The following is a 20334-nucleotide window of genomic DNA, read 5'->3' as shown; positions in this document are numbered from 1 at the left end:
GTTCCCATCCTTCCAAGGCAGTTCGCTACGGGGACGAACTGGTGAATGAGCATGACGAAGGGGAGTGGATACGGGACCAGCTGGTCTGTTGTCAACAGCAAACCGCGCCCTGGTGCGTTCCGGCGCGCGGAACGTCCAGTGGCGCGGTCGATGCCGGGCGCACGCGCCCGGGACAGGGGACGACCCCGATCAGTCGCGGCGGGGGCGCTGGTTCTGCGCGAGGATCCGCTTGCGCAGGCGGATTGACTTCGGCGTGATCTCGACGAGTTCGTCGTCGTTGATGAACTCGATGGCGCCCTCGAGTCCGAGCTTGCGCGGCGGGATGATGCGGATGGCTTCGTCGGCCGACGACGCGCGCATGTTGGTCTGCTTCTTCTCCTTGCAGACGTTGACGTCCATGTCGTTGTTGCGCGAGTTCTCGCCGATCAACATGCCTTCGTAGACGTCCGTGGTCGGATCGATGAAGATCTCGCCGCGCTCCTGCAGGTTGGCGATGGCGAAGGACGTCGCCACGCCGGAGCGATCAGCCACCAGCGCCCCGGTCGGGCGGGCCGGAATCGGACCGGCCCACGGCTCCCAGCCGGCGAAGATGTGATTCATGATGCCGGTGCCCTTGGTGTCGGTCAGGAACTGCGAGCGGAAGCCGATGAGCCCGCGCGCCGGCACCTTGAACTCGAGGCGCACGCGTCCGCTGCCGTTGTTGACCATCTTGGTCATCGTGCCCTTGCGGATGCCGAGCGCCGCGATGATCACGCCCTGGAAGTCCTCGGGCACGTCGATGACGACGTCTTCCACCGGCTCGAGCTTGCCCCCGGGGGTGTCCCTCGTGACGATCTCGGGTCGCGACACCTGCAACTCGAAGCCCTCGCGCCGCATCATCTCGATCAGGATCGACAACTGGAGCTCACCGCGGCCGATGACGCGCATCTGCTCGGGTGATGCGGTCGGCTCGACGCGCAGCGAGACGTTGCCGAGCAGTTCCTTCTCGAGCCGTTCCTTGATCTGGCGCGAGGTGACGAACTGACCGTCCCGGCCAGCCATCGGCGAGGTGTTGACGCCGAAGATCATCGACACCGTCGGCTCGTCGATGGCGATGGGCGGGATCGCCTTCGGCGTCTCGGCGCTGGTGACCGTCTCGCCGATGGTGATGTCCTCCATGCCCGCCAGGCAGACGATGTCGCCGGCGGCGGCCTCCTGCACGTCGGCGCGCTTGAGGCCATCGAAGACCATCAGCTTGCTGACCCGCATCTGCTGCACCGAGCCATCGAGCTTGCACACGGCGACGAAGTCGCCCATCCGGACCCGGCCGTTGAAGATGCGGCCGATGGCGATGCGCCCGAGGTACTCGCTGGCGTCCAGGTTGGCGATGAGGATCTGCAGCACGCCCTCGGGGTCGCCCTTGGGCGGCGGCGTGTGCGACATGATGGCGTCGAACAGCGGTCGGAGATCGTCGCCGCGCACGGCCGGATCGGTGCTCGCCTTGCCATCGCGCGCCACGGCATAGATGACCGGGAAGTCGAGCTGATCCTCGTCGGCGTCGAGGTCGATGAACAGGTCGTAGACCTCGTTCAGGACCTCCTGGACGCGGGCATCGGGCCGGTCGACCTTGTTGATGACCACGATCGGTGCGAGGTGACGCTCGAGCGCCTTGCGCAGCACGAACCGGGTCTGCGGCAGCGGGCCCTCCGAGGCGTCCACGAGCAGCACGACGCCATCCACCATCGACAGCGTGCGCTCGACCTCACCGCCGAAATCGGCGTGGCCCGGCGTGTCGCAGATGTTGATGATGGCGTCCAGGTAGCGCACGGCCGTGTTCTTGGCCATGATCGTGATGCCGCGCTCACGCTCGAGATCCATCGAGTCCATGGCCCGATCGGCCACCCGCTCGTTGGAGCGATAGGTCCCCGATTGCGCGAACATCGCATCGACCAGCGTGGTCTTGCCGTGGTCGACGTGGGCGATGATGGCGACGTTCCTGCGGTGGGGATTGGCAACCTGTCGGGCGTGTTCAGCAGCAGACATCCCACCAGTATAGTGGCCGGCGGCGACGATTCGTCCGATGTTCGCCCTTCGGGCCGTCCCGCACCTAGTCGGCGGCCAGCAGGGCGTCGACGGCGTCGCCCGCCACCAACCGCAGCTTCTCGTGGAAGCGGGGCCGCCGTCCGGTGGTCACGAATCGGCCGACGGCCCGCCCCGCGGCGTCGTAGCCCGCCAGCCGGTACTCGAACAGCGGTTCGGTCCGCACCTGCCCGTCCTCGACCTCGCCGACCTCGCACACGTGCGTGATCCGCCGGACGCCGTCCTGCAGGATCTCGTGCTGCAGGATGAGGTCGACGCTGGTGCTGATCTGGCGCTGAATCGCCCACAGCGGCAGCGCGAGGCCCCGGGACAGCAGCATCAGCTCGAGCCTGGCGACGGCGTGCGCCGGCGAACTGGCGTGCAGGACGGCCATCGAGCCGTCGTGGCCGCTGGTCATCGCGTGGACCATCTCGAACGCCTCGTCGCCGCGGATCTCGCCGACCAGGATTCGGGTCGGCCGCATCCGGAGGCTGTTGCGCAGCAGGTCCCCGAGCGTGATGGCGCCGGCCCCCTCGTTGTTGGCGCGGCGCGATTCCAGCCGGACGCAGTGGCCGATGGAGAGATCGAGCTCCGCCGTGTCCTCGATGACCACCACCCGCTCCCCGCGGGTGATCTGGTTGGCCAGGATGCCGAGCGTGGTCGTCTTGCCCGTGCCGGTGCCCCCGGAGAAGAGGATGTTGAGGCGAGCCCGCACTGCACACGCCAGGAACTCCGCCATGCGCATCGTCAGCGTGCCCGCGCGGACCAGATCGTTGAACGAGCGGACGGCGTGGGTGAACTTGCGGATGGTGACCGCTGGACCCTGCAACGACACCGGCGCGATGCACACGTTGACGCGCGAGCCATCGTCCATCCGGAAATCCGCCATCGGTGCCCGTGCGCTGACGCCGCGCCCGGCAGCGACGACGAGGTTGTCGACGAGCAGGTCCAGTTGCGACGGGTGAGTGAAGACGGCCGGGACCTCCACCATCTGGCCGGCCCGCTCGACGAACACCTGTTGCGGCCCGTTGATCATGATCTCGGTGACCGCGGCGTCCTCGAGGAGATGCCGGATGGGCGCCAGGCCCGGCTTGTCGATGACACGCATGGCCGCCATCCTAGCCGAGGCGCGGGTACACTTCAGCAACCCCATGCCTGTCCTGTCGTGGCTCCTTCGCGTCCTCAGCGCCACCTTCTGGTTCGCGGTGAACCTCGCGGTCGTGACGGCGCTGTTCTTCCTCTCGGCCAACCTGGCCACCCAGCCTGAGGCGGACGCCCGCAACGGGGCGTTGTTCTTCAGGGCCATCGCCTCGATCTGGCTCTACATCGCGGCCTGGACCTGGATGGTCCGCGGCGTCTTCCAGCGGCCGCCGCAGCCGGCGAAGAAGGGAAAGGTCACGGGGACCGAGATTCTCAAGGGCATGCCCGGGTGCGTGGCCAATCTGGTGCCGATTCCGCTCCTGTTCGTCTTCGTCGGCCGCTGGGTGGACTGGGCCTGGGCCGGCATCCGGGGGGACGACGCCGGGCATCCGGCGCGACGGGTGGCCGACCGGGCCCTCGGTGAGGCGGGCTATGCGCTCGACCACGTCGGTGACTGGTTGCCCTGGGTGATTGGCGGCCTGGTCTTCCTCTCCATCGCCAGCAACGTCGTCTCGGCCAGCCGCAAGCAGAAGAAGGACGCACCGCGCAGCAGCGGCGTCCAGGACGCCAACGAGGCGACGTTGCGCAAGCTGCGGAGCAAGGGCAAGCGCCCCGCGCAGCCGGGGGCGTCCGGGAGCCGCGAGCGCGAGATCCTCGCCCCGGCCGGGGCGGCCAGTGCCGCCAAGGTCGGCGAGGCGCACGACGGCGCGCACGGCTCCACCAGTGCGCGAGGCCGGTCGGGGCAGGGGCGGGAAGATCGAGTGCTCGGTGTGCTGACCTACTCGTCGTCGGACGGCGGATGGTGGGCGCACCGTGACGATCGCGACTTCGCCGTCAAGATTGCCGGCGACGCGCAGGGCGCGGATCCCGCGGCGCTCGACATCGCCCGGCAAGCCATCCAGCGCAGCTTCGAGGTCCTGCTGCGCGCGTCCGAACCGGCGCAGCGGGCCGCCCAGGGCCGAGGCGTCGGGCTGCCGCGCTTCCGGATCGCTGCACTCGACGTCGGCAGCGGCTCGCCACCGGTGGTGACGCTGCACCTGCGCTGTGACGCGGACCGCGGTCACGAGTACCGTGTGCAGTCGACTGACGGCCTGCACACCTACACCATCCGTTGAACGGCAGACACCATGTCTCCACTGCTTGTCGTCGCCATCGTCCTGCTCGTGATCGTCCTCGGCCTGGCGTGGTTCCAGCGCCGGGCGACCCGCGACCTGTCCACCGGAGCCACGCCACGCGCCGGAGGCGATCCCCTTGCCCCCGTGCCGACGCCGCCGGCCGATCGCGTGCGTCCGACGATGATCACGGACCCGGTCTTCGGCGACCTGACGTTCGACGGCCACGACTCCTGGACGCGTGACGACGATCTGGCGCTCGCCGACGAGTACATCGAAGTGCTGGTACTGGCCGGTCCCGATGGGCCGCAGGACACACACCGCGTCTGGATGCAGGCGGCGCTGCCCCGTCTCGAGACGATCGACACCGAGGCCCGCACGGTGCTGGCCAGGGCGATGGCGCCGCTCGGACTCTCCGGCGACGACCTGACCCCCTGGCAGATCGCCATCGGGCCTGCGGCCGGTGAGACGGCCTGCGAGGGACGGCTGTACTACGACTCGATGCACGATGCCGTCGACGAGGCGTACGTGCGATCGACTGCCCTGTGGGATCGCCTCGAGCCGCACGTCGTCCTGGCCGATGGCGAGGACGGCTCCGACGGCACCCTGCTCGAGCGCGTCGATGCACGGCTCGGCCGCATCGTCTACAGCGGGGAGCGGATGTGGAGCACCGCCGAGCCGTTCCGGTTCGCCGGGCTGGACGTCTCCGTCGTGCTGACGGCCGGGGCCGAGGGGCCGACGCCGGAGCACGACGCATGGGTCGAGGCCCTGGCATCACGCGCCAGGGCGTTGCGCGCTGACGCCGAGGCCCTGGCCCGAACGGCACGCCGAGCCGTCGGCGACCCCGTCGCCCTGACCCTGCGGATCGTCGTGATCGGGCCCGATGAGCACGGACGCTTCATCGGAGGCCTGTGCTTCGACTGGCCAGGCCGGGGCGACGAGCGCTGCGACGTGTGGTCGCGCGATCGCTGGGCCACCCTGTCACTCGACCGCCACTGAGCGCGGCGTGGCTCGAACAGCGCTAGACTGCGAACTGGCGCATCGCCTGCGCCACCCGACACGGAGTCACTCGTGCAGCACATCACGCTCGACCGGGAAGAAGGCGTCCTCGTCATCACGCTGTCGCGCGGCAAGGCCAACGCGCTCAACTGCGAGATGGTCGACGAACTGCAGCAGGCGCTGAACCATGCCGGCGCCGACGACCGCACGCACGGCGTCGTCATCACCAGCGGCGTGCCGAAGATGTTCTGCGGCGGCTTCGACGTGCAGGAAGTGTTTGCCTACGCCCCCGAGAAGCTGCAGATGTACATGGGGCACTTCATCCGCCTGTTCGATACGCTGCGGACGTTGCCGAAGCCGACAGTGGCCGGCATCAACGGGCACAGCTATGGCGGCGGGTCGATTCTGGCGCTGGCCTGTGACGAGCGGCTGATGGCGGAGGGGGACTTCCAGTTCGCCCTGAACGAGGTCACGCTCGGCGTCGTGCTGCCGTCGCGCATGGTGCAGGCGATGGCGTCCGTGGTGCCGGGACCGACGGCTCGACAGATGTTCCTCGAAGGGCACGCCTGGCGCGCCCAGGCCGCGGAGCAGCACGGCATCGTCGAGGAACTGGTGCCGATGAACAACGTGCGGCATCGCGCCCTGACCGTGGCGCGGCAACTGGCCTCGCGGCCACCGCGGGCCTTCGCCGCGCACAAGCGTGCTCTCGTCGAAGCCGCGGGCGGGCCGCCCTACACGCCCGACGAGACGGCCGCGATGGCCGCCGAGTTCAGCGCCGTCTGGTTCGACGAGGAATGCCAGTGCTACCGCGACCTGCTGGTGTCGCGGCTGCAGACGAAGTAGCCGTCGGACTTTGTCCGACGGTCCCCTCAGGTGTGACTGCCGGACAAGTCCGGCAGCTACAGGTGCAGCAGGCCGCGGTCGAGCGCGTGACGCACGGCCTGCGTCCGGGTGCGGGCGTCGAGCTTGTCGTAGATCGACGCGATGTGGAACTTCACCGTGTGCGGGCTGATGCCGAGCCGCTCCGCGATGCGCTGATTCGACAACCCCTCGGCCAGCAGATCGAGCACATCGGTCTCGCGGTCGGTCAGGGCGGCATCCTGCAGGTCGTCATCGACCTCCGTCCGCGGCACCACGACGGTGGCCGGGCTCGGACGCATCCAGTCGCTCGGCGCCACCCCGAAGCCGGCGTCCACCATCTCCAGGGCCTGACGCAGGTGAGTCGGCGAGACGTCCACAGGCAGGGCGGCCCATCCCGTCAACGCCAGATCCCGCAAGCGGTCCACCGACGTCGGCGCGGCACCGATCACCGCGAGCCCCTGCAGGGGCATGAGCGCCTGCAACCATGCCCGCCCTTCAGGAACGGCGTCGGCCAGCCCGACCGAGGCCGTCACGTCCTCGGCATCGCTGGGGACGGCGGCTTCGGCCGCCGGCACGAGGCCCGCGCCCAGCAACCGCTCCCTGAGCTGGTCGCGGCGCCGTGCGGACGGGGCGATGAGCAGGATGTCCATGAGCAAGTGTCTCGCACCCTCTGACGCGTGGCTCACCGGGCGCGTTCGCCCACGGTGAGCGTCATGTCATGCAACGTGGTGCCGCGCAGCACCTGAACGGCCAGCGCGGCGCCGATGCGCGATTCGGCCAGCAGGGCCTGCAGGGCCCCGGGTTCGGTCAGCGGCTGGCCGTCGGCGGTGAGCAGGACATCGCCCACGAACAACCCGGCGGTCGTCGCCGGACCGGTGGCATCCATGCCGCTGACCAGCAGGCCCTGAGTGCCATGGCCCTGCTGGGCGGGCGGCAGCGCCACGGGTTGGACCGCCATGCCGACGTACCCGCGGCGGATGCGGCCGTGGGCCGCGAGCCGCGCCAGGCGGTCCATCAGCAGCGTCGTCGGGATGCCCACGACACTGCCACGGCTGAGACCGGTGGTCAGCCACGCCTGTACCCGGCCATCCGGATCGACGAGCACCCCGCCGGACACCCCTCGGCCGGGCGCGAGATCCGTCCGCAACAGTGCCGGCAGCGGTTCGGCGCGCCAGCGACGCAGCGGGCACGTCTGGCCGGTGACGCTGGCGAGGCGCGCCATCAGATCGCCCTGCCAGCTGCGCGCCACCCCGACGACCAGCTGAGCCGCGTCGACCGGCTCCGTCGCCAATGACAGGGGCGACGCGCCGAACCCTGCCACGCGCAGCAGCGCGAGGTCCAGGGCGTCGTCCCGCCCGGCCACCGTCGCGTCGAAGGCGTCGTCTCCGCGGATCACGACGAGCCCTTCGTCGCGGTCCAGCCCGTGCAGCGGGGCCACCACCAGGTCGTCACCGATGTGCGCCGCGGTGGCCGGACGTGCCCCGCGCGCCCGCACCTGGACGATGCCGGCCGACGCGGCGTGAGCCGTCTCGCGGATGGCGTCCGCGAGCACCTTCAGCGGAGAGGGAGCAGCAGTCATGCCCTCACCGTACCGCGCGTCGGACCGGTGCGGATCAGCCGATCGGCGGGGCGAACTCGTAGAGGCCGGGTGTCACGAGCAGGCGCCCGTCCGGCGCGAACCACAGCGAGGAGGGCGTGAGGACACCGGCGCCAGCCAGCTGCCACGTCTGCACCTTCTCGCCGTCCTCGTCGAACACGTAGATGTGCGAGGTCGGCATCGCCACCCACAGTCGCCCCTGCCGATCGACCGCCGCGGTGCGGACCATCGGCGGCACGACCGGGACACTCACGTCGTCGACGCGGCGCCGTGGCCACTGCGTCGGCATCCGCAGGACGAGCGCATCAATCTCGCGACCCTGGATGACCCGTTCGAACTCGAGCACGCCGCTCGCGGAGTACTTGCGGAAGGCCGGCGGTCCCGACAGGAACACGACGTACAGGCCGCCATCCCGCGTCGGCAGCGGCAGGGCCGTGTTGAACGCGAGATGCACGTCGGGGTCGCTCTCGAACCCCGTGCGCCTCAGCTGACCCATCTGGCGCTGCACGACGCCGGTCACGCTGTACTCGGTGACGAGCACGCCGCGTTCGGGCTGATTGAGGAGCACCGTCGTGCCCGTGTAGCGCGCGGCCCCGATGCCGTTGAGCACGACGTTGTCGACGATGACGCGGGGCGACTCGGTGGCGGCGACATCGAACGTGTTGAGGGCCTTGCCGTTGGCCTGGAAGACCGACACCCGCGGCCGGCGACCTGGCGCGTCGGCGACGATGAAGTCACCAGAGTCCGCGACGTCGAACGAGGTCGGACGCAGCACCCGACCGGTCTCGTAGCCGATCTCGACCAGGGGAGAGACGACGGTGCGCGCCGCATCGATCTGGTAGACGCGATGCCGGCGCCGATCGAAGACGAGCGAGGAGCCGTCGGGCCGGCGCGCGAAGCCGGTCGCGTTCTCGAACTCGCCGGCCAGGAAGGCCGGAATGCCGCCGACCGACCTGAGCACCTGCGCGCGCGCCGCCGCGGCGACGGAGGCCGGAACGCCGGCCGCCAGCGCCGCTGCGACGACGCAGATCAGCGCCGTCGCGACCCTGATCGACGTCGACAGGTCAGTAGGCCGCGAGCGTGCGGATGGCGGCAAGGACATCGGCCGACTGCGGGAGGATCTCCTCCTCGAGGTCCGGGCAGTACGCCACCGGCGTGTCCATCGCGGCCACCCGCAGCACGGGCGCATCGAGGTGCTCGAAGAAGTGCTCGGCGATGTGTGCGGCGATCTCGGCGCCGAAGCCGGCCGTCAGCGTGTCCTCGTGGGCGATCACCACGCGATTGGTCTCGCGGACGGCCAGGCCGATCGTCGTCCAGTCGCAGGGGGCGATCGTCCGCAGGTCGAGGACGCGCACGCTGACGCCGTCCTTCTCGGCCTGCTGGGCCGCCAGGAGCGAGCGCTGCACGAGGGCGCCCCACGTGATCACCGTCACGTCGCTGCCTTCGCGGCGGACGGCGGCCTTGCCGAACGGGATCGTGTAGTCGGGCCCGGGGTAGATGCCCTTGTTGTAGGTCTGGCGGTACAGGTGCTTGTGTTCGAGGAACAGCACCGGGTCGTCGCAGCGAATCGCCGTCCGCAGCAGGCCCGCCGCGTCCACCGCGTTGCTCGGGAACACCACGTGGATGCCCGGGCAGTGCGCGAAGATGCTCTCACCGGACTGGCTGTGATACGGCGCGCCGCCGCGCAGGTAGCCGCCGATGGGCGAGCGGATGACGAGGGGGGCGCTGAAGGTGTTGTTGGATCGGTAGCGCAGCATCGTGAGCTCGTCACGAATCTGCATGAACGCCGGCCAGATGTAGTCGAAGAACTGGATCTCGACGACGGGTTTCAGGCCGCGGGTCGCCATCCCGGTGGCGCGCCCCACGATGTTGGCTTCGGCCAGCGGCGAGTTGAAGACGCGCTGGCCGCCGAACTCGCGCTGCAGGCCATGCGTCACCTTGAACACGCCGCCCTTGCCCGACACTTCGGCCAGGGCGTCCTCACGGCTGGCATCGGCCACGTCCTCGCCGAAGACGACGATGCGCGGGTTGGCGGCGAGTTCGTCGCGCAACGTGCGGTTGATGGCGGCCACCATCGTGTCCGGCTTGCCCTCGGTGCGAGGTTCGGTCGTCCAGGAGGCGGCGGTCACGTCGACGTCGGGCGAATAGACGTACAGCCCGGCGGTGTCGCGGGCGGGCTTCTCGGCGGCGAGCGCGATGTCGGTGGCCGCGGCGATCTCGCGGTCGACCTCCGCGTGCAGGGCATCGAGGTCCTCGCGGGTGGCGAGGCCCTCGCCGAGCAGCAGGTCGGCGGCGCGCCCGATCGGGTCCCGCGCGGCTTCCCGGGCCCGTTCCTCCGCTGTCTTGTACAACCGTTCGTCGTCTGACAGCGAGTGCGAGTAGGGACGGGTCACCTGCGCGTGCACGAAGGCAGGACCGGCGCCGCTGCGCGCATAGGCCACCGCCGCGGTCATCACCTCGAGGCTCGCCACGAGGTCGGTGCCATCGACGCGGAACACCTTCAGATGCGGGAAGGCCTCGACCAGCCGGGAGATGTCGCCACCGGGGGTCTGGACCTCCACCGGCACGGAGATCGCGTAGCCGTTGTCCTCGACCAGGTAGACCAGCGGCAGGCGGCCGTTGCTCGCCGTATTCAGCGACTCCCAGAACTCGCCTTCGCTGGTGGTCCCGTCGCCGACCGAGACGTAGGTCACGGCGTCGGGCGCCGGGCGTTCCGCATCGGGGAGGTTGGGCAACGTCGTGAGCAGGCGGGTCGCCTCTGCACAGCCCACCGCCTGCAGGCACTGCGTCCCCGTCGGACTGGAGCCGGACACGATGTTCCAGCGCGTGTGCCCCCAGTGCGAGGGCATCTGGCGGCCGCCAGACGACGGGTCGTCCTTGGCGCCGACGCCCTGCAGGAGCATGTCGAGCGGGGTCACCCCCAGAGCCAGGCAGAACGCCCGATCGCGATAGTAGGGATAGGCCCAGTCGATGCCAGGGCGCAGGGCCAGCCCTGCCGCCACCAGGATGGCCTCGTGTCCGGCTCCACTGATCTGGAAGTAGATCTGGCTCTGGTTCTTGAGCTGGATCTCCTTGTCGTCGATGCGGCGCGACAGCACCATCAGGCGGTAGGCGCGCAGCAGGACGTCACGGCTGGCGCCGTGGGACGTCTCGACGGTCGACAGCGTCGGGTGTTCCGCCACGGTCTTCATGCTGCGGCAGGGGCCGGCAAGGGCAGGGTCAAGCATGAGTAGCGCTACGTGTGTGAGGCGTTCCGGTGATGGGGCGGCGCACCCTCTACTGTACCGCCCCTCGGCTCCGGCGTCGAACCGCCCGCGCCACTGCCCGACTGCCGACTCCCGGTGCCCGGTGCCCGGTGCCCGGTTTCCGGTTCCCGACTCCCGGTTCCCGGTAGGATCCCCCCATGCCCCTGTACCGCTGGGATGAGATTGCGCTCGAGAAGGTCACCGAGATGGTGTCGCGCAAGGTGGTGCGCGGCGAACGCGAGATGCTGACGCAGGTGTACCTGAAGAAGGGGGCGCTCATCCCGCTGCACGCGCACGACGAGGAGCAGATGACCTACGTGCTGCAGGGCGCCCTGCAGTTCCTCGTCGGCGGCGAGGACGTGCGTGTCGAGGAGGGCGAAGTGCTGCACATCCCGAGCGGCGTCGCCCACCAGGCCGTGGCCCTGGACGACACCTTCGTGCTCGGCGTCTTCAGCCCGGTGCGGTAGAGCTCAGGCTCAAGGCTCAAGGCTCAGGCGGCGGTGACGGTCGTCAGGATCGCCAGGCCCGACACGTCGCGCGCCATCGAGGTCTGCCACGCGGTGGGCGCGTCGGGCACCAGGGCGCGGATGTCGTCCTCCGAGCGATGGATGAGTCGCCACGACGCGATGTGATCCATCCACGTCCGGTAGGGATTGCCGGCGGCGATGTTGGTGAAGAACAGCGAGCCGCCGCGCCCGAGCAGCGTCGTGCCGCACATCCGCACGAGGAAGGCGGCCGTCCGGTCGTCGAGGTAGTCGAACAGTCCCCCGGCCAGCACGAGGTCGAAGCGCTCCCGCTCGCGGACGAGCAGGCGCACGCCGGCCAGCACGTTCATCGGCAGCGTGCGCGCGGCAATGCCCATGTCGCCCAGCCGCTGCGCCGACAGCGCCAGCGCGCCCTCGTCGGCATCGTTCAGCACGACCGAGAGGCGTGCCATCGCCGAGGGATCGGCACAGTGCCGCCGCAGGGCCAGCAGGTCGCGCGAGCCGCCGCAGCCGATGGACAGCACGCGGATCGGCCGGGTCGTCGCCTCGAGCCGCCGCGCCACCATCGCGGCCTGCTCCTGCACCTTGTTGCGGTGCTGCTGTGCCGCCGCGCTGCGCAGGGCGTAGGCCTCGATGGCATGACCGAAGGAGTCGACCGAGGCCTGATTGATGCCGTCGCACAGGTACTCGACGGTTTCGAAGTCGCCCGCGTAGCCGCGCGGCCAGTCCTGGAGGCGTTCACAGAGCGGCGACAGACGATGGACGAGGCGCGCCTCGAGGCTCGCGGCCCGCAGCGCCTCCGGCGTCGCGCCGGCCAGCTCGGCTCGTCGCAGCGACGCGATGAGCGCATGGACGAGCGAGACGTACTGCGAATAGCGATACTCGGGGTCGTCGCACGGCGACCCTGCGCAGTGCAGCATCTCTTCGGAGATGCGCGCCGCCTCCTGCAGGGCGTCCGGCAGCCCGAGTGCGTTGCGGGCGATGATCGTGGCCATTCGTCGTTGCCTCCGTGGAGGTAAGGACGGACGCCTCGACCGGTTTCGCGCCTCCGGCCCACGGGCACGCCGTGGCGCTGCCGCTAGTGCACGTTCCAGCCACCGCCGCTGCGACCGCCCTGGTGCACGTCGAATCGACGACGGGCCCGCTGAAGGCGCCACTTGGTGTAGCGGTACTTGAGTTCGGCCATCATGCCGCCGCGGCCGCGCATCAGGAGCAGCCATCCGGTCAGCAGGCCACCGAGATGGGCGAGATGCGCCATCTGCCCGCCCGACGAGGTCACCGACAACAGCAGGGTGATGGCGCCGGTGATCAGCACGAAGATGCGCGCCGGCACCGGAAACAGGAAGTACATGTAGATCGGGCGATTGGCGAACATCACGCCGAACGCCGCGAGCAGGCCGTAGATCGCGCCCGACGCGCCGACCGTCGGGGTCACGTAGAGGAAGTTCGCGAAGTCGAAGGGCAGCAGAGACGCGACGATCGTCGTGGCGGCGGCGCCCAGGCCGCACAGGAAATAGAAGCGCGCGAAGGCCTGCGTGCCCCAGATCTTCTCCAGCTCCACTCCGAACATCCAGAGCGCCAGCATGTTGAACACGAGGTGCGTCAGCCCCGCGTGCAGGAACATGTAGGTGACCGGCTGCCAGATCCACAGCGACTCGAGCACGGCGGCCGGCGTGAGTCCGCCGTAGCTCGTGAGCGCCGGCATCACCAGTTGGGCGAGGAACAGGGCGCCGTTGGCGATGAGGAGGGCCTTGACCGCTGGTGTCAGCGGGCCCGGCCCGAACTGGTACTGGATCCGGGAATAGGGGGATCGAGGCACTCCGCCAGTGTAACGAGTTCTCGGCCCCACGTCGGACAAAGTCCGACGCCTACACAGGCGAGGCGGTGTCGTCGTCGGCGGACGGGTCGATGGCCGCGACGTTCACCTCGACGGGCTCGACGTGCATCGGCAGCGGGGGCGCGGGCGGCAGTTGCGTCGCCAGCAGCGCCGCACCGAACGGCACGACGGCCAGCATCGTCAGCGTGGTCGGCAGCCCGACGGCGTCGGCGAGCATGCCCGTTCCCGGCACCAGCATGCCGCCGCTGCCCCAGGCGACCCCCATCATCAGCGACGACACGGTGGCCGCACTGTGCGGGGCCAGCGCCTGCCCGAAGCTGACGTTGACCGGGAGTGTCGACTGCAGGAACAACCCCCCACCGGCGAGCAGCAGCGCGAACGTCCAGCCGGTGGTCTGCGGGGCCGCGAGCAGGAACGGGGTCGACAGCAGCAGCGACCAGACGATGACGCGGCGCGGGCCGAAGCGATCGGCCAGCGTGCCGCCCCAGAAGCCGCCGATGCCGGACATGAACAGGTACAGCGCCATCGCCGCCCCGGCCTCGCCGACGCCCATCCCCTGGCGCGTGAGCAGCACCGGCACGAAGGTGGCAAACGACAGCGACACCACGGTGCGGAGCACCACGAGGGCGTAGAGCAGGAAGAGGTTGCGGGCCTGCGGACGCAGCGCCCGCAGGCCACCACCCTGATGATGCCGCTGCGCCAGCGGCAGGGCCGGCACCGCGCGCGCGAACAGCAACGCACAGGCGAGCCCGGGCAGCAGGAACCAGACGGTCGACCCGAGCCCGTGCCGGCCGGCGGCGTTGGCCACCAGCAGCGGCGCCAGCGCGAACCCGATGGTGCCGCTGGTCACGAACACGCTCATGGCCGTGCCCGGGCGCGAGCGGCCGGCGGTGTGCGCGACCATCGCGCCGGGCGGATGGAAGGCCGCGATGCCGAGGCCCCCGACCACCAGCACGAGCGCCAGCATCGCCTGATGCTCGACCAGGCCCATCAGGCTGAGCACCACCGCGCTCACCAGCGGCCCGCCGATCAGCAACGCCCGGGCATGACCACGGTCGGCGAGGCGGCCGAACAGCAACTGCGAGAGCGAGGCCGCCGCCTGGAACACCATCATCAGCGTCCCGGCCGCATGCAGGCTCATCCCGAGCTTGGGCATCAGCAGCGGCAGCAGCGGCGCGTACATGTTCGAGTACGCGTCCACCATGAAGTGCGCCGACGACACGACGCCGAGCGGCCGGCTGTCCACCTGGGGCGTCACCGTGTCAGCCACGCGGGGCTCCCGTCGCGCGGCGACCACGCAGCCGCCGCAACACGTTCGAGAACGCCTCGTCGAACTCCTCGATGCGCAGCAGGCGCGCACTCCCGGCCAGGACGACCAGCGCCGCCCCGATGCTCGTCCCGACGCGGATGATCTGTACGACGAACGCCTCGCCCGGCAGCACCTGCGTGGCCAGCCACGTGTGCAGGCCCCACGCCGCACCGCCCATCAGCGCGCTGGCCACCGCGATGCGCACCAGCGTCGCGATCAGCCGTCCACCTTCCAGGTGCCCCAGCCGACGACGCAGCAGCACGTAGAGCAGACCGGCGTTGAGCACGGAGGCCACCGCCGTGCCGGCCGCCAGGCCCGCATAGCCGAAGCGACCGACCAGCACGACGTTGAGCGCGGCATTGGTCAGCACCGAGATGACGCTGATCACGACCGGCGTGCGGGCGTCTCGCAGGGCGTAGAACGTCGGCGACAGGACCTTGACCGTCGAGTAGCCGATGAGCCCCGGGGCGTACGCGGCCAGGGCGAGGGCCACGGCATCGGTGTCGCTGGCGAGGAACCGCCCGCGTTCGTAGATCAGCCGGACGATCGGCGTGCCGAGGGCGATCAATCCGACGGTGGCCGGCACCGTGAGCGCCAGCATCAACCGCACCGAGTGCGCCAGCGTCTGCCGCACGGCGGGCATGTCGTTGCGGCCCGCATGTGCCGAGACCATCGGCAACGTCGCACTGGCGATGGCGACGCCGAAGATGCCGATCGGCAGGTACATGATGCGGAAGGCGTAGTCGAGCCACGACACGGCGCCCGCCTGCTGCCCCGTGGCCAGGATGGTGTTGACGTAGACGTTGAACTGCGTGGCGGCCACGCCGAGCGTGCCCGGCCCCATCAGCAGCAGGATCTCGCGCAGGGCGGGATCGCGCGGCGCCACGTCGACGCGATAGCGGAAGCCCTCCGCCCGCAACTGCGGCCACAGCACCAGCACCTGCCCCAGCCCGCCGATGAGCACGGCAATGGCCAGGGCGACCACGGGTTCGGCGCCGAGCGCCGGCATCAGCGGCACCAGCAGCAGGATGCACGCGATCGACGCGACGTTGAACGTGGCGGGCGCCAGCGCGGGCACGAAGAAGCGGCCGAGCGCGTTGAGCATCCCGGCGGCGGCCACCGACACGGCCACCAGCGGCAGGAACGGGAACATCCAGCGGGTCAGTCGGACCGTCAGCTCGAACTTGCCGGGCACGGCCTGGTACTCGGGCGCAAAGGCCCTCGTGATCGGCTCGGCGAACGCGATGCCGACGACGGCGATGACGATGGTGACCAGGGCCAGCGCCGTGATCGCGCGTCGCCCCAGCCGCCACGCCGCGTCGCGGTCCCCCGAGGCCAGGACACGACTGAAGGTCGGCACGAACGCCGCGGTCATGGCGCCCTCGGCAAACAGGTCGCGCACGAGGTTGGGGAGGCGGAACGCCACGCGAAAGGCGTCCATCTGGTCGCTCGCGCCGAACGCGTGTGCGAGGACCTGTTCGCGGACCAGTCCCAGCAGCCGGCTCGCCATCGTCGCGCTGCCTGCGAGTCCGGCAGCACGCGTCAGGGAGGGGCCGGGCGGCGACGTCACCGCGACATCATCGCATGCGAGACCGCGGCGACCGGCCGTGCCCCGGCGGTTGACGCGCCCGCCACCGACGGCCTACAAGTGCAGGGTGCGCAGTTCCGGCGGTGCTCTCGTTCTCCTCCTTGCGGCCGGCGTGTGCTCCGTCCCTGCGATCGCGTTGGCGGCCTCCGGGGCGCAGTCGTCCCTCCGGGCACAAGGCAGCGCCGCCGATGTCACGGCCCTGCGGACGCAAGGCGAATCGGCCATGGAGGGGTCGCGGTTCGGCGACGCCGAAGCCATCTACCAGAAGCTCGTCGGCCTGACGCCGACCGATCCGATCGCACACATGCAGCTGGGCATGGCTCGGGCGATGGGAGGCCGGACGGCCGAGGCCATCGCGCCGCTGCGCGAGGCCATCCGCCTGCGACCGGACCTGCTGCCGGCCAAACTGTTCCTCGGCATCTCGCTGCTCGAGATCGGCCGACCACGAGACGCCGTGGCACCCCTGCGACAGGTGGTGCAGGCCGACAAGGAGAACGCCAACGCGCGGCAGGCCCTCGCCGAGGCCCTGCTCGCCCTCGAGCAGTTCGCCGATGCCTCAGAGCAGCTGAAGGCCCTCTCGGCGGCACAACCGGAGTCCCCCCAGGTCTGGGCGGCGCTCGGACGCAGTTACGAGGGGATCGCCCGCCAGGCGTTCGCCCGCCTGCAGACCCTCGACGTCGATTCTCCCTACGTGTGGCTGCTGGCCGCCGACGTGCTCACCATCGAGGAGAAGTACCCGCAGGCCTTCTCGCTGATCAAGAAGGCGCAGGCAGCGCTGCCCACACTGCCGGGCGTGCACCACACGCTCGCGCGCGTCTACACCGCCAGCGGCCACGCCGACTGGGCGGCCGTCGAGCAGAAGCGCGCCAGCGACGAGCAGCCGCCGTGCCAGACCGTGCCGGTGGCGTGTGCCTATCTCGCCGGCAACCTGGAGGACGTGCTGACGCGGACCGCGACGGCCGCGCAGGCGACGGCGCTGTACTGGCGCGCGCGGGCGGCCAACGATCTCGCCGCGCAGTCCTTCGACCGGCTCGAGAAGCTGCCGCCGTCCGTCGAGCGGTACGTGGTGCGGGCCGGTATCGCCCGCGACCAGGGGCAGCCCCTCGAGGCCGCGACGCAACTGCGCGAGGCCCTGGCGCTCGCGCCCGCCGATCCGGGTCTCGAACGCGAACTGGCCGGTGCGCTCTATGCCGCGCGCGACTTCGCGGCGGCGCTTCCGCTGCTCGAGAAACTGCACGCCATGGTGCCCGATGCGCCCGACCTGCAAGTGGCGCTCGGCGAGGCGCTGCTGCAGGCCCAGCAGGTCGATCGCGCCGTGGATCTGCTCAGGAAAGCCGCGGCCGCCGACCCGTCGATGGTGCAGGCGCAGGCCTCATTGGGCCGTGCCCTCGTCCAGGCCGGGCAGTTCGCCGAGGCGATTCCGTACCTCGAGAAGGCCCTCGCCACCGACGCCGACGGCAGCGTGCACTACCAGCTCGCGCAGGCGATGCAGCGCACCGGCAAGCCGGATCGCGCCAAGGTCCTGCTCGCCGAGTACCAGAAACGGTCGCAGGCGACCGCCCCCGCGGCCCCCGCCGGCGCGGAGGGATCCGCGATCACGCCTCCGGTTCCGTGATCTCGATCACACGGTCGATGCCCGGAGCCTCGACCGACTGCGTGCGCCCCGAGGGCCATTTCACCTCGATGCGTGGCGGCGTGGTGGCGGTTCCCAGCCCGACATGGACCCCCTGCAGCACGGACGAGGCGTAACCGACCGCTGACGTCATGCGGAAGCGCCGGCCACCGACGGCAATCGACGCGCCGAGTCCGTCGCGGTTGGAGGCGCGACCGCGCAGCACCACGCGCAGCCAGTGTCCCGCCGGTCCGGCGTTGCGCCACACCTCGACCGGTCCGCCCAGGCTCGTCGTGACCAGGTCCAGCGCGCCGTCGTTGTCGAGGTCCGCGCTGACCAGGCCGCGATGCGCCGCCACGGCGCGGCCGAACGCTGTCCCCACCTGCGTCGAGACATCCTCGAAGGTGCCGCCGCGGTTCAGCAGGATCGCGTTGGCTTCCTTGTAGCTCGAGGCCTCGAACTGGTCGATCAGGTCGTTGACGTGCGAGTTCGCCGTGGCGATGTCGGGGCGGCCGTCGTTGTCCAGGTCGACGACGGCCACGCCCCAGCCGCTGCGCTGACTGCTCGGCGCGGCGAGTCTGGCCTGGTGCGTGCCGTCGTGGAACATCATCGTCCCGTCGTTGACGTAGAGCGGGAAGGTCTCGCCCTTCAGCGCCGTGACGAGCAGGTCGGGCCGGCCGTCGCCGTCGACGTCCTGCACCGCGACCCCCATGCTCGAGACCGGGCGCCCGAATCCGGGCAGGGCAACCCCGGCGAGCAGGGCCGTCTCCTCGAACCGCTTGCCGTCCACATTGCGGAAGAGGAAGTTCGGCACGCCGTCGTTGGTCACGAACACATCGTCTCGCCCGTCGCCGTCGAAATCGCCGACCCCGACGCTCATGCCCTTGCCGACGTGCGCCGCGATGCCGCTCGACCGCGAGATGTCCTCGAACGTGCCGTCGCCCTTGTTCCGATACAGCTGGTTGGGCAGGCCCGTGTAGAACTTCGGGTGGCAGTAGACGCGGAGGTCGCGCAGCCGATCGCCGCAGAAGCGATCCGCCTGCGCGTTCCAGTCGAGATAGTTGACGACGAAGAGATCGAGGCGCCCGTCCTTGTCGACGTCCAGCCACGCAGCCGCGACCGACCAGGGCGACGCGGTGATGCCCGAGGCGGCGGTGACGTCCTCGAACCGGCCCTGTCCTGCGTTGCGGTAGAGCGAGGGCTGCCCGACGCCCGGCACGAACAGGTCGGGAGCGCCATCGTTGTCGTAGTCACCCACGGCCGCGCCCATGGCGTAGCCGCGGCCGGCGAGCCCGGCCGTGGCGGTCACATCCTCGAAGCGGAAGCCGCCCTTGTTGCGGAACAGCCGGTTGTGGAACGAGGCGTCGGCCTTGCCTGCCGCCGGCGTCGCGTTGCCGTTGGCGAAGAACAGATCGACCAGCCCGTCACCGTCGTAGTCGAACGCCGCGAGTCCTCCCGGCATGGTCTCGATGAGGCGCTTGCCGGGCGTGGGCGCGTGCGCGAGCACGAAGTCGATGCCACTGGCCGGCTGGACGTTCTCGAACTGCGGGACGGACGACTGCATCGCGGGCGAGGCCACGACGGCAACGAGCGCCAGGGCTGTCAGGGCGGCGGTGGTGGGGAGGGCAGACAAAAAGACGGCCTCGTTGAGGGACGAGGCCGTCAAAGGAGGATGGATGAGAGGCTCCGTTCGAAGCTCTCACCTCCATATGACGTACCTCGGAGCAGAAAGTTTAGCGACGGGCTGACGCGCGGCCGGGGTGGGGCGGACTGGTGTCAGGCCGCGCCGAGCCGCGCCTTCACCTGGTCGTTGACCGCCTTGCCGTCGACCACCTGCCCGGCCAGCCTGGGCATCAGCACCTTCATGACCTTGCCCATGTCCTTCGGGCCGGTGGCCCCGGACTCGGTCACCGCCTGATCGATGAGCGCTGCCAGTGCCGAGGCGTCCAGGGCCGCGGGCAGGTAGCGCTCGAGGATGGCCGCTTCGCGCTGTTCCTTCTCGGCCAGCTCGGACCGGCCCGCGGCGGCGAACTGCGTCGCGCTGTCCTTGCGCTGCTTGACCAGCGTCGTCACCACCTGCAGGGCTTCGCGGTCTTCCAGATCGCGCATCACCTCGACGCGCTTGTTCGTGAGCGCCGACTTGAGCATGCGCAGGGTGCCGAGGGTCTCCTGCTCGCGAGCGCGCAAGGCGGTGGCGAGGTCGGCGTTCACGCGCGCAACCAATGTGGCGTCTGTCATGTCGACAGTCTACTAAGCCCCGGCCACGAAGACCCGGAGTCCGGCGCCCGGGCCCTGCGTCCACGACCCGTCGTCAGGGGCGCGGCGGCGAGGGCGAGTACGGGTTGATGTACTTGGCCCGGTCGGGCTCCAGCGTCGAGGGCGTGGCGGCGGATCCCGGCTGCTGCCCGGCAGGCAGCCCATACGGGTTGACCGGCGACGGCCCGCTGCCGGCCCCCGTCCCGCCCTGCGGCTGGGGCGGCGGCGGCGCGAA

17 protein-coding genes and 1 pseudogene are annotated in these 20334 nt (G+C 70.3%); 5 read left to right on the top strand and 13 right to left on the bottom strand.

The window, feature by feature from the left end:
• Positions 1 to 189: 189 nt before the first annotated feature.
• Positions 190 to 2022, bottom strand: a complete 1833-nt coding sequence (gene typA / locus Q0C41_RS14960; protein WP_291984731.1) for a translational GTPase TypA — start codon at positions 2020 to 2022, stop codon at positions 190 to 192.
• A gap of 64 nt (positions 2023 to 2086) precedes the next feature.
• A complete protein-coding gene (locus tag Q0C41_RS14955; RefSeq protein ID WP_291984729.1) occupies positions 2087 to 3166 on the bottom strand; it encodes an ATPase, T2SS/T4P/T4SS family in 1080 nt (359 codons plus the stop codon).
• On the opposite strand from Q0C41_RS14955, the gene Q0C41_RS14950 reads away from it, so the two are divergent.
• The 3 genes from Q0C41_RS14950 (at position 3165) to Q0C41_RS14940 (ending at position 6152) form a co-directional block, all read left to right on the top strand.
• Positions 3165 to 4313 (top strand): hypothetical protein, encoded by a 1149-nt coding sequence (locus Q0C41_RS14950; RefSeq protein ID WP_291984727.1) that lies wholly within the window; start codon positions 3165 to 3167, stop codon positions 4311 to 4313. The genes Q0C41_RS14955 and Q0C41_RS14950 overlap by 2 nt on opposite strands.
• 12 nt (positions 4314 to 4325) lie before the next feature.
• On the top strand, positions 4326 to 5309 hold the full coding sequence (locus Q0C41_RS14945; protein WP_291984725.1) for a hypothetical protein: 984 nt from the start codon (positions 4326 to 4328) through the stop codon (positions 5307 to 5309).
• Positions 5310 to 5381: 72 nt separating this feature from the next.
• Positions 5382 to 6152: an enoyl-CoA hydratase/isomerase family protein gene (locus tag Q0C41_RS14940; protein WP_291984723.1), complete on the top strand. Its 771-nt coding sequence runs from the start codon at positions 5382 to 5384 to the stop codon at positions 6150 to 6152.
• Between the two features lie 56 nt (positions 6153 to 6208).
• On the opposite strand, the gene Q0C41_RS14935 is transcribed toward Q0C41_RS14940, so the two are convergent.
• Genes Q0C41_RS14935 through Q0C41_RS14920 form a run of 4 tightly spaced genes read right to left on the bottom strand, consistent with a single transcriptional unit; the run spans position 6209 to position 10958 of the window.
• A complete protein-coding gene (locus Q0C41_RS14935; RefSeq protein ID WP_291984722.1) occupies positions 6209 to 6820 on the bottom strand; it encodes a response regulator transcription factor in 612 nt (203 codons plus the stop codon).
• A 32-nt stretch (positions 6821 to 6852) separates the two neighbouring features.
• Positions 6853 to 7749, bottom strand: coding sequence for a S1C family serine protease (locus Q0C41_RS14930; protein ID WP_291984720.1), 897 nt, complete (start codon positions 7747 to 7749; stop codon positions 6853 to 6855).
• 34 nt (positions 7750 to 7783) lie between these two features.
• Positions 7784 to 8869 carry a hypothetical protein gene (locus Q0C41_RS14925; RefSeq protein WP_291984718.1) on the bottom strand — a complete coding sequence of 362 codons (1086 nt, stop codon included), beginning with the start codon at positions 8867 to 8869 and terminating at the stop codon, positions 7784 to 7786.
• Positions 8832 to 10958: a dehydrogenase E1 component subunit alpha/beta gene (locus Q0C41_RS14920; RefSeq protein WP_367079221.1), complete on the bottom strand. Its 2127-nt coding sequence runs from the start codon at positions 10956 to 10958 to the stop codon at positions 8832 to 8834. The genes Q0C41_RS14925 and Q0C41_RS14920 overlap by 38 nt, the downstream gene beginning before the upstream one ends.
• Positions 10959 to 11170: 212 nt before the next feature.
• On the opposite strand from Q0C41_RS14920, the gene Q0C41_RS14915 reads away from it, so the two are divergent.
• Complete coding sequence (locus tag Q0C41_RS14915) at positions 11171 to 11479, top strand: cupin domain-containing protein (protein ID WP_291984714.1); 309 nt, start codon at positions 11171 to 11173, stop codon at positions 11477 to 11479.
• Between the two features lie 23 nt (positions 11480 to 11502).
• Here the strand turns inward: Q0C41_RS14915 and Q0C41_RS14910 are convergent, their stop codons facing one another.
• The 4 genes from Q0C41_RS14910 to murJ form a co-directional block, all read right to left on the bottom strand.
• Positions 11503 to 12492: a bifunctional 2-polyprenyl-6-hydroxyphenol methylase/3-demethylubiquinol 3-O-methyltransferase UbiG gene (locus Q0C41_RS14910; RefSeq protein WP_291984712.1), complete on the bottom strand. Its 990-nt coding sequence runs from the start codon at positions 12490 to 12492 to the stop codon at positions 11503 to 11505.
• Between the two features lie 83 nt (positions 12493 to 12575).
• On the bottom strand, positions 12576 to 13316 hold the full coding sequence (locus Q0C41_RS14905; protein ID WP_291984710.1) for a rhomboid family intramembrane serine protease: 741 nt from the start codon (positions 13314 to 13316) through the stop codon (positions 12576 to 12578).
• 49 nt (positions 13317 to 13365) lie between these two features.
• On the bottom strand, positions 13366 to 14604 hold the full coding sequence (locus tag Q0C41_RS14900) for an MFS transporter (protein WP_291984708.1): 1239 nt from the start codon (positions 14602 to 14604) through the stop codon (positions 13366 to 13368).
• Positions 14597 to 16213, bottom strand: a complete 1617-nt coding sequence (gene murJ, locus Q0C41_RS14895; RefSeq protein WP_291984706.1) for a murein biosynthesis integral membrane protein MurJ — start codon at positions 16211 to 16213, stop codon at positions 14597 to 14599. The genes Q0C41_RS14900 and murJ overlap by 8 nt, the downstream gene beginning before the upstream one ends.
• Before the next feature lie 37 nt (positions 16214 to 16250).
• On the opposite strand from murJ, the gene Q0C41_RS14890 reads away from it, so the two are divergent.
• Positions 16251 to 17846 (top strand): tetratricopeptide repeat protein, encoded by a 1596-nt coding sequence (locus tag Q0C41_RS14890; RefSeq protein WP_291984704.1) that lies wholly within the window; start codon positions 16251 to 16253, stop codon positions 17844 to 17846.
• Here Q0C41_RS14890 and Q0C41_RS14885 read toward each other — a convergent pair.
• From Q0C41_RS14885 to Q0C41_RS14875, 3 genes and pseudogenes are all read right to left on the bottom strand, one after another.
• On the bottom strand, positions 17827 to 19476 hold the full coding sequence (locus tag Q0C41_RS14885) for a CRTAC1 family protein (protein WP_291984702.1): 1650 nt from the start codon (positions 19474 to 19476) through the stop codon (positions 17827 to 17829). The two genes, Q0C41_RS14890 and Q0C41_RS14885, sit on opposite strands and share 20 nt — an antisense overlap.
• A gap of 143 nt (positions 19477 to 19619) precedes the next feature.
• Positions 19620 to 20081 carry a GatB/YqeY domain-containing protein gene (locus tag Q0C41_RS14880; RefSeq protein ID WP_291984700.1) on the bottom strand — a complete coding sequence of 154 codons (462 nt, stop codon included), beginning with the start codon at positions 20079 to 20081 and terminating at the stop codon, positions 19620 to 19622.
• 73 nt (positions 20082 to 20154) lie between these two features.
• Positions 20155 to 20334: pseudogene (locus tag Q0C41_RS14875) on the bottom strand (DUF2155 domain-containing protein); the annotation flags it as partial.

The organism is Luteitalea sp., from assembly GCF_022842525.1.
In the GTDB taxonomy this organism is placed as follows: Bacteria; Acidobacteriota; Vicinamibacteria; order Vicinamibacterales; family Vicinamibacteraceae; genus Luteitalea.
The sequence above is the reverse complement of the archived record's forward strand: the minus strand, read 5'-3'. Positions and strand labels throughout refer to the sequence as shown.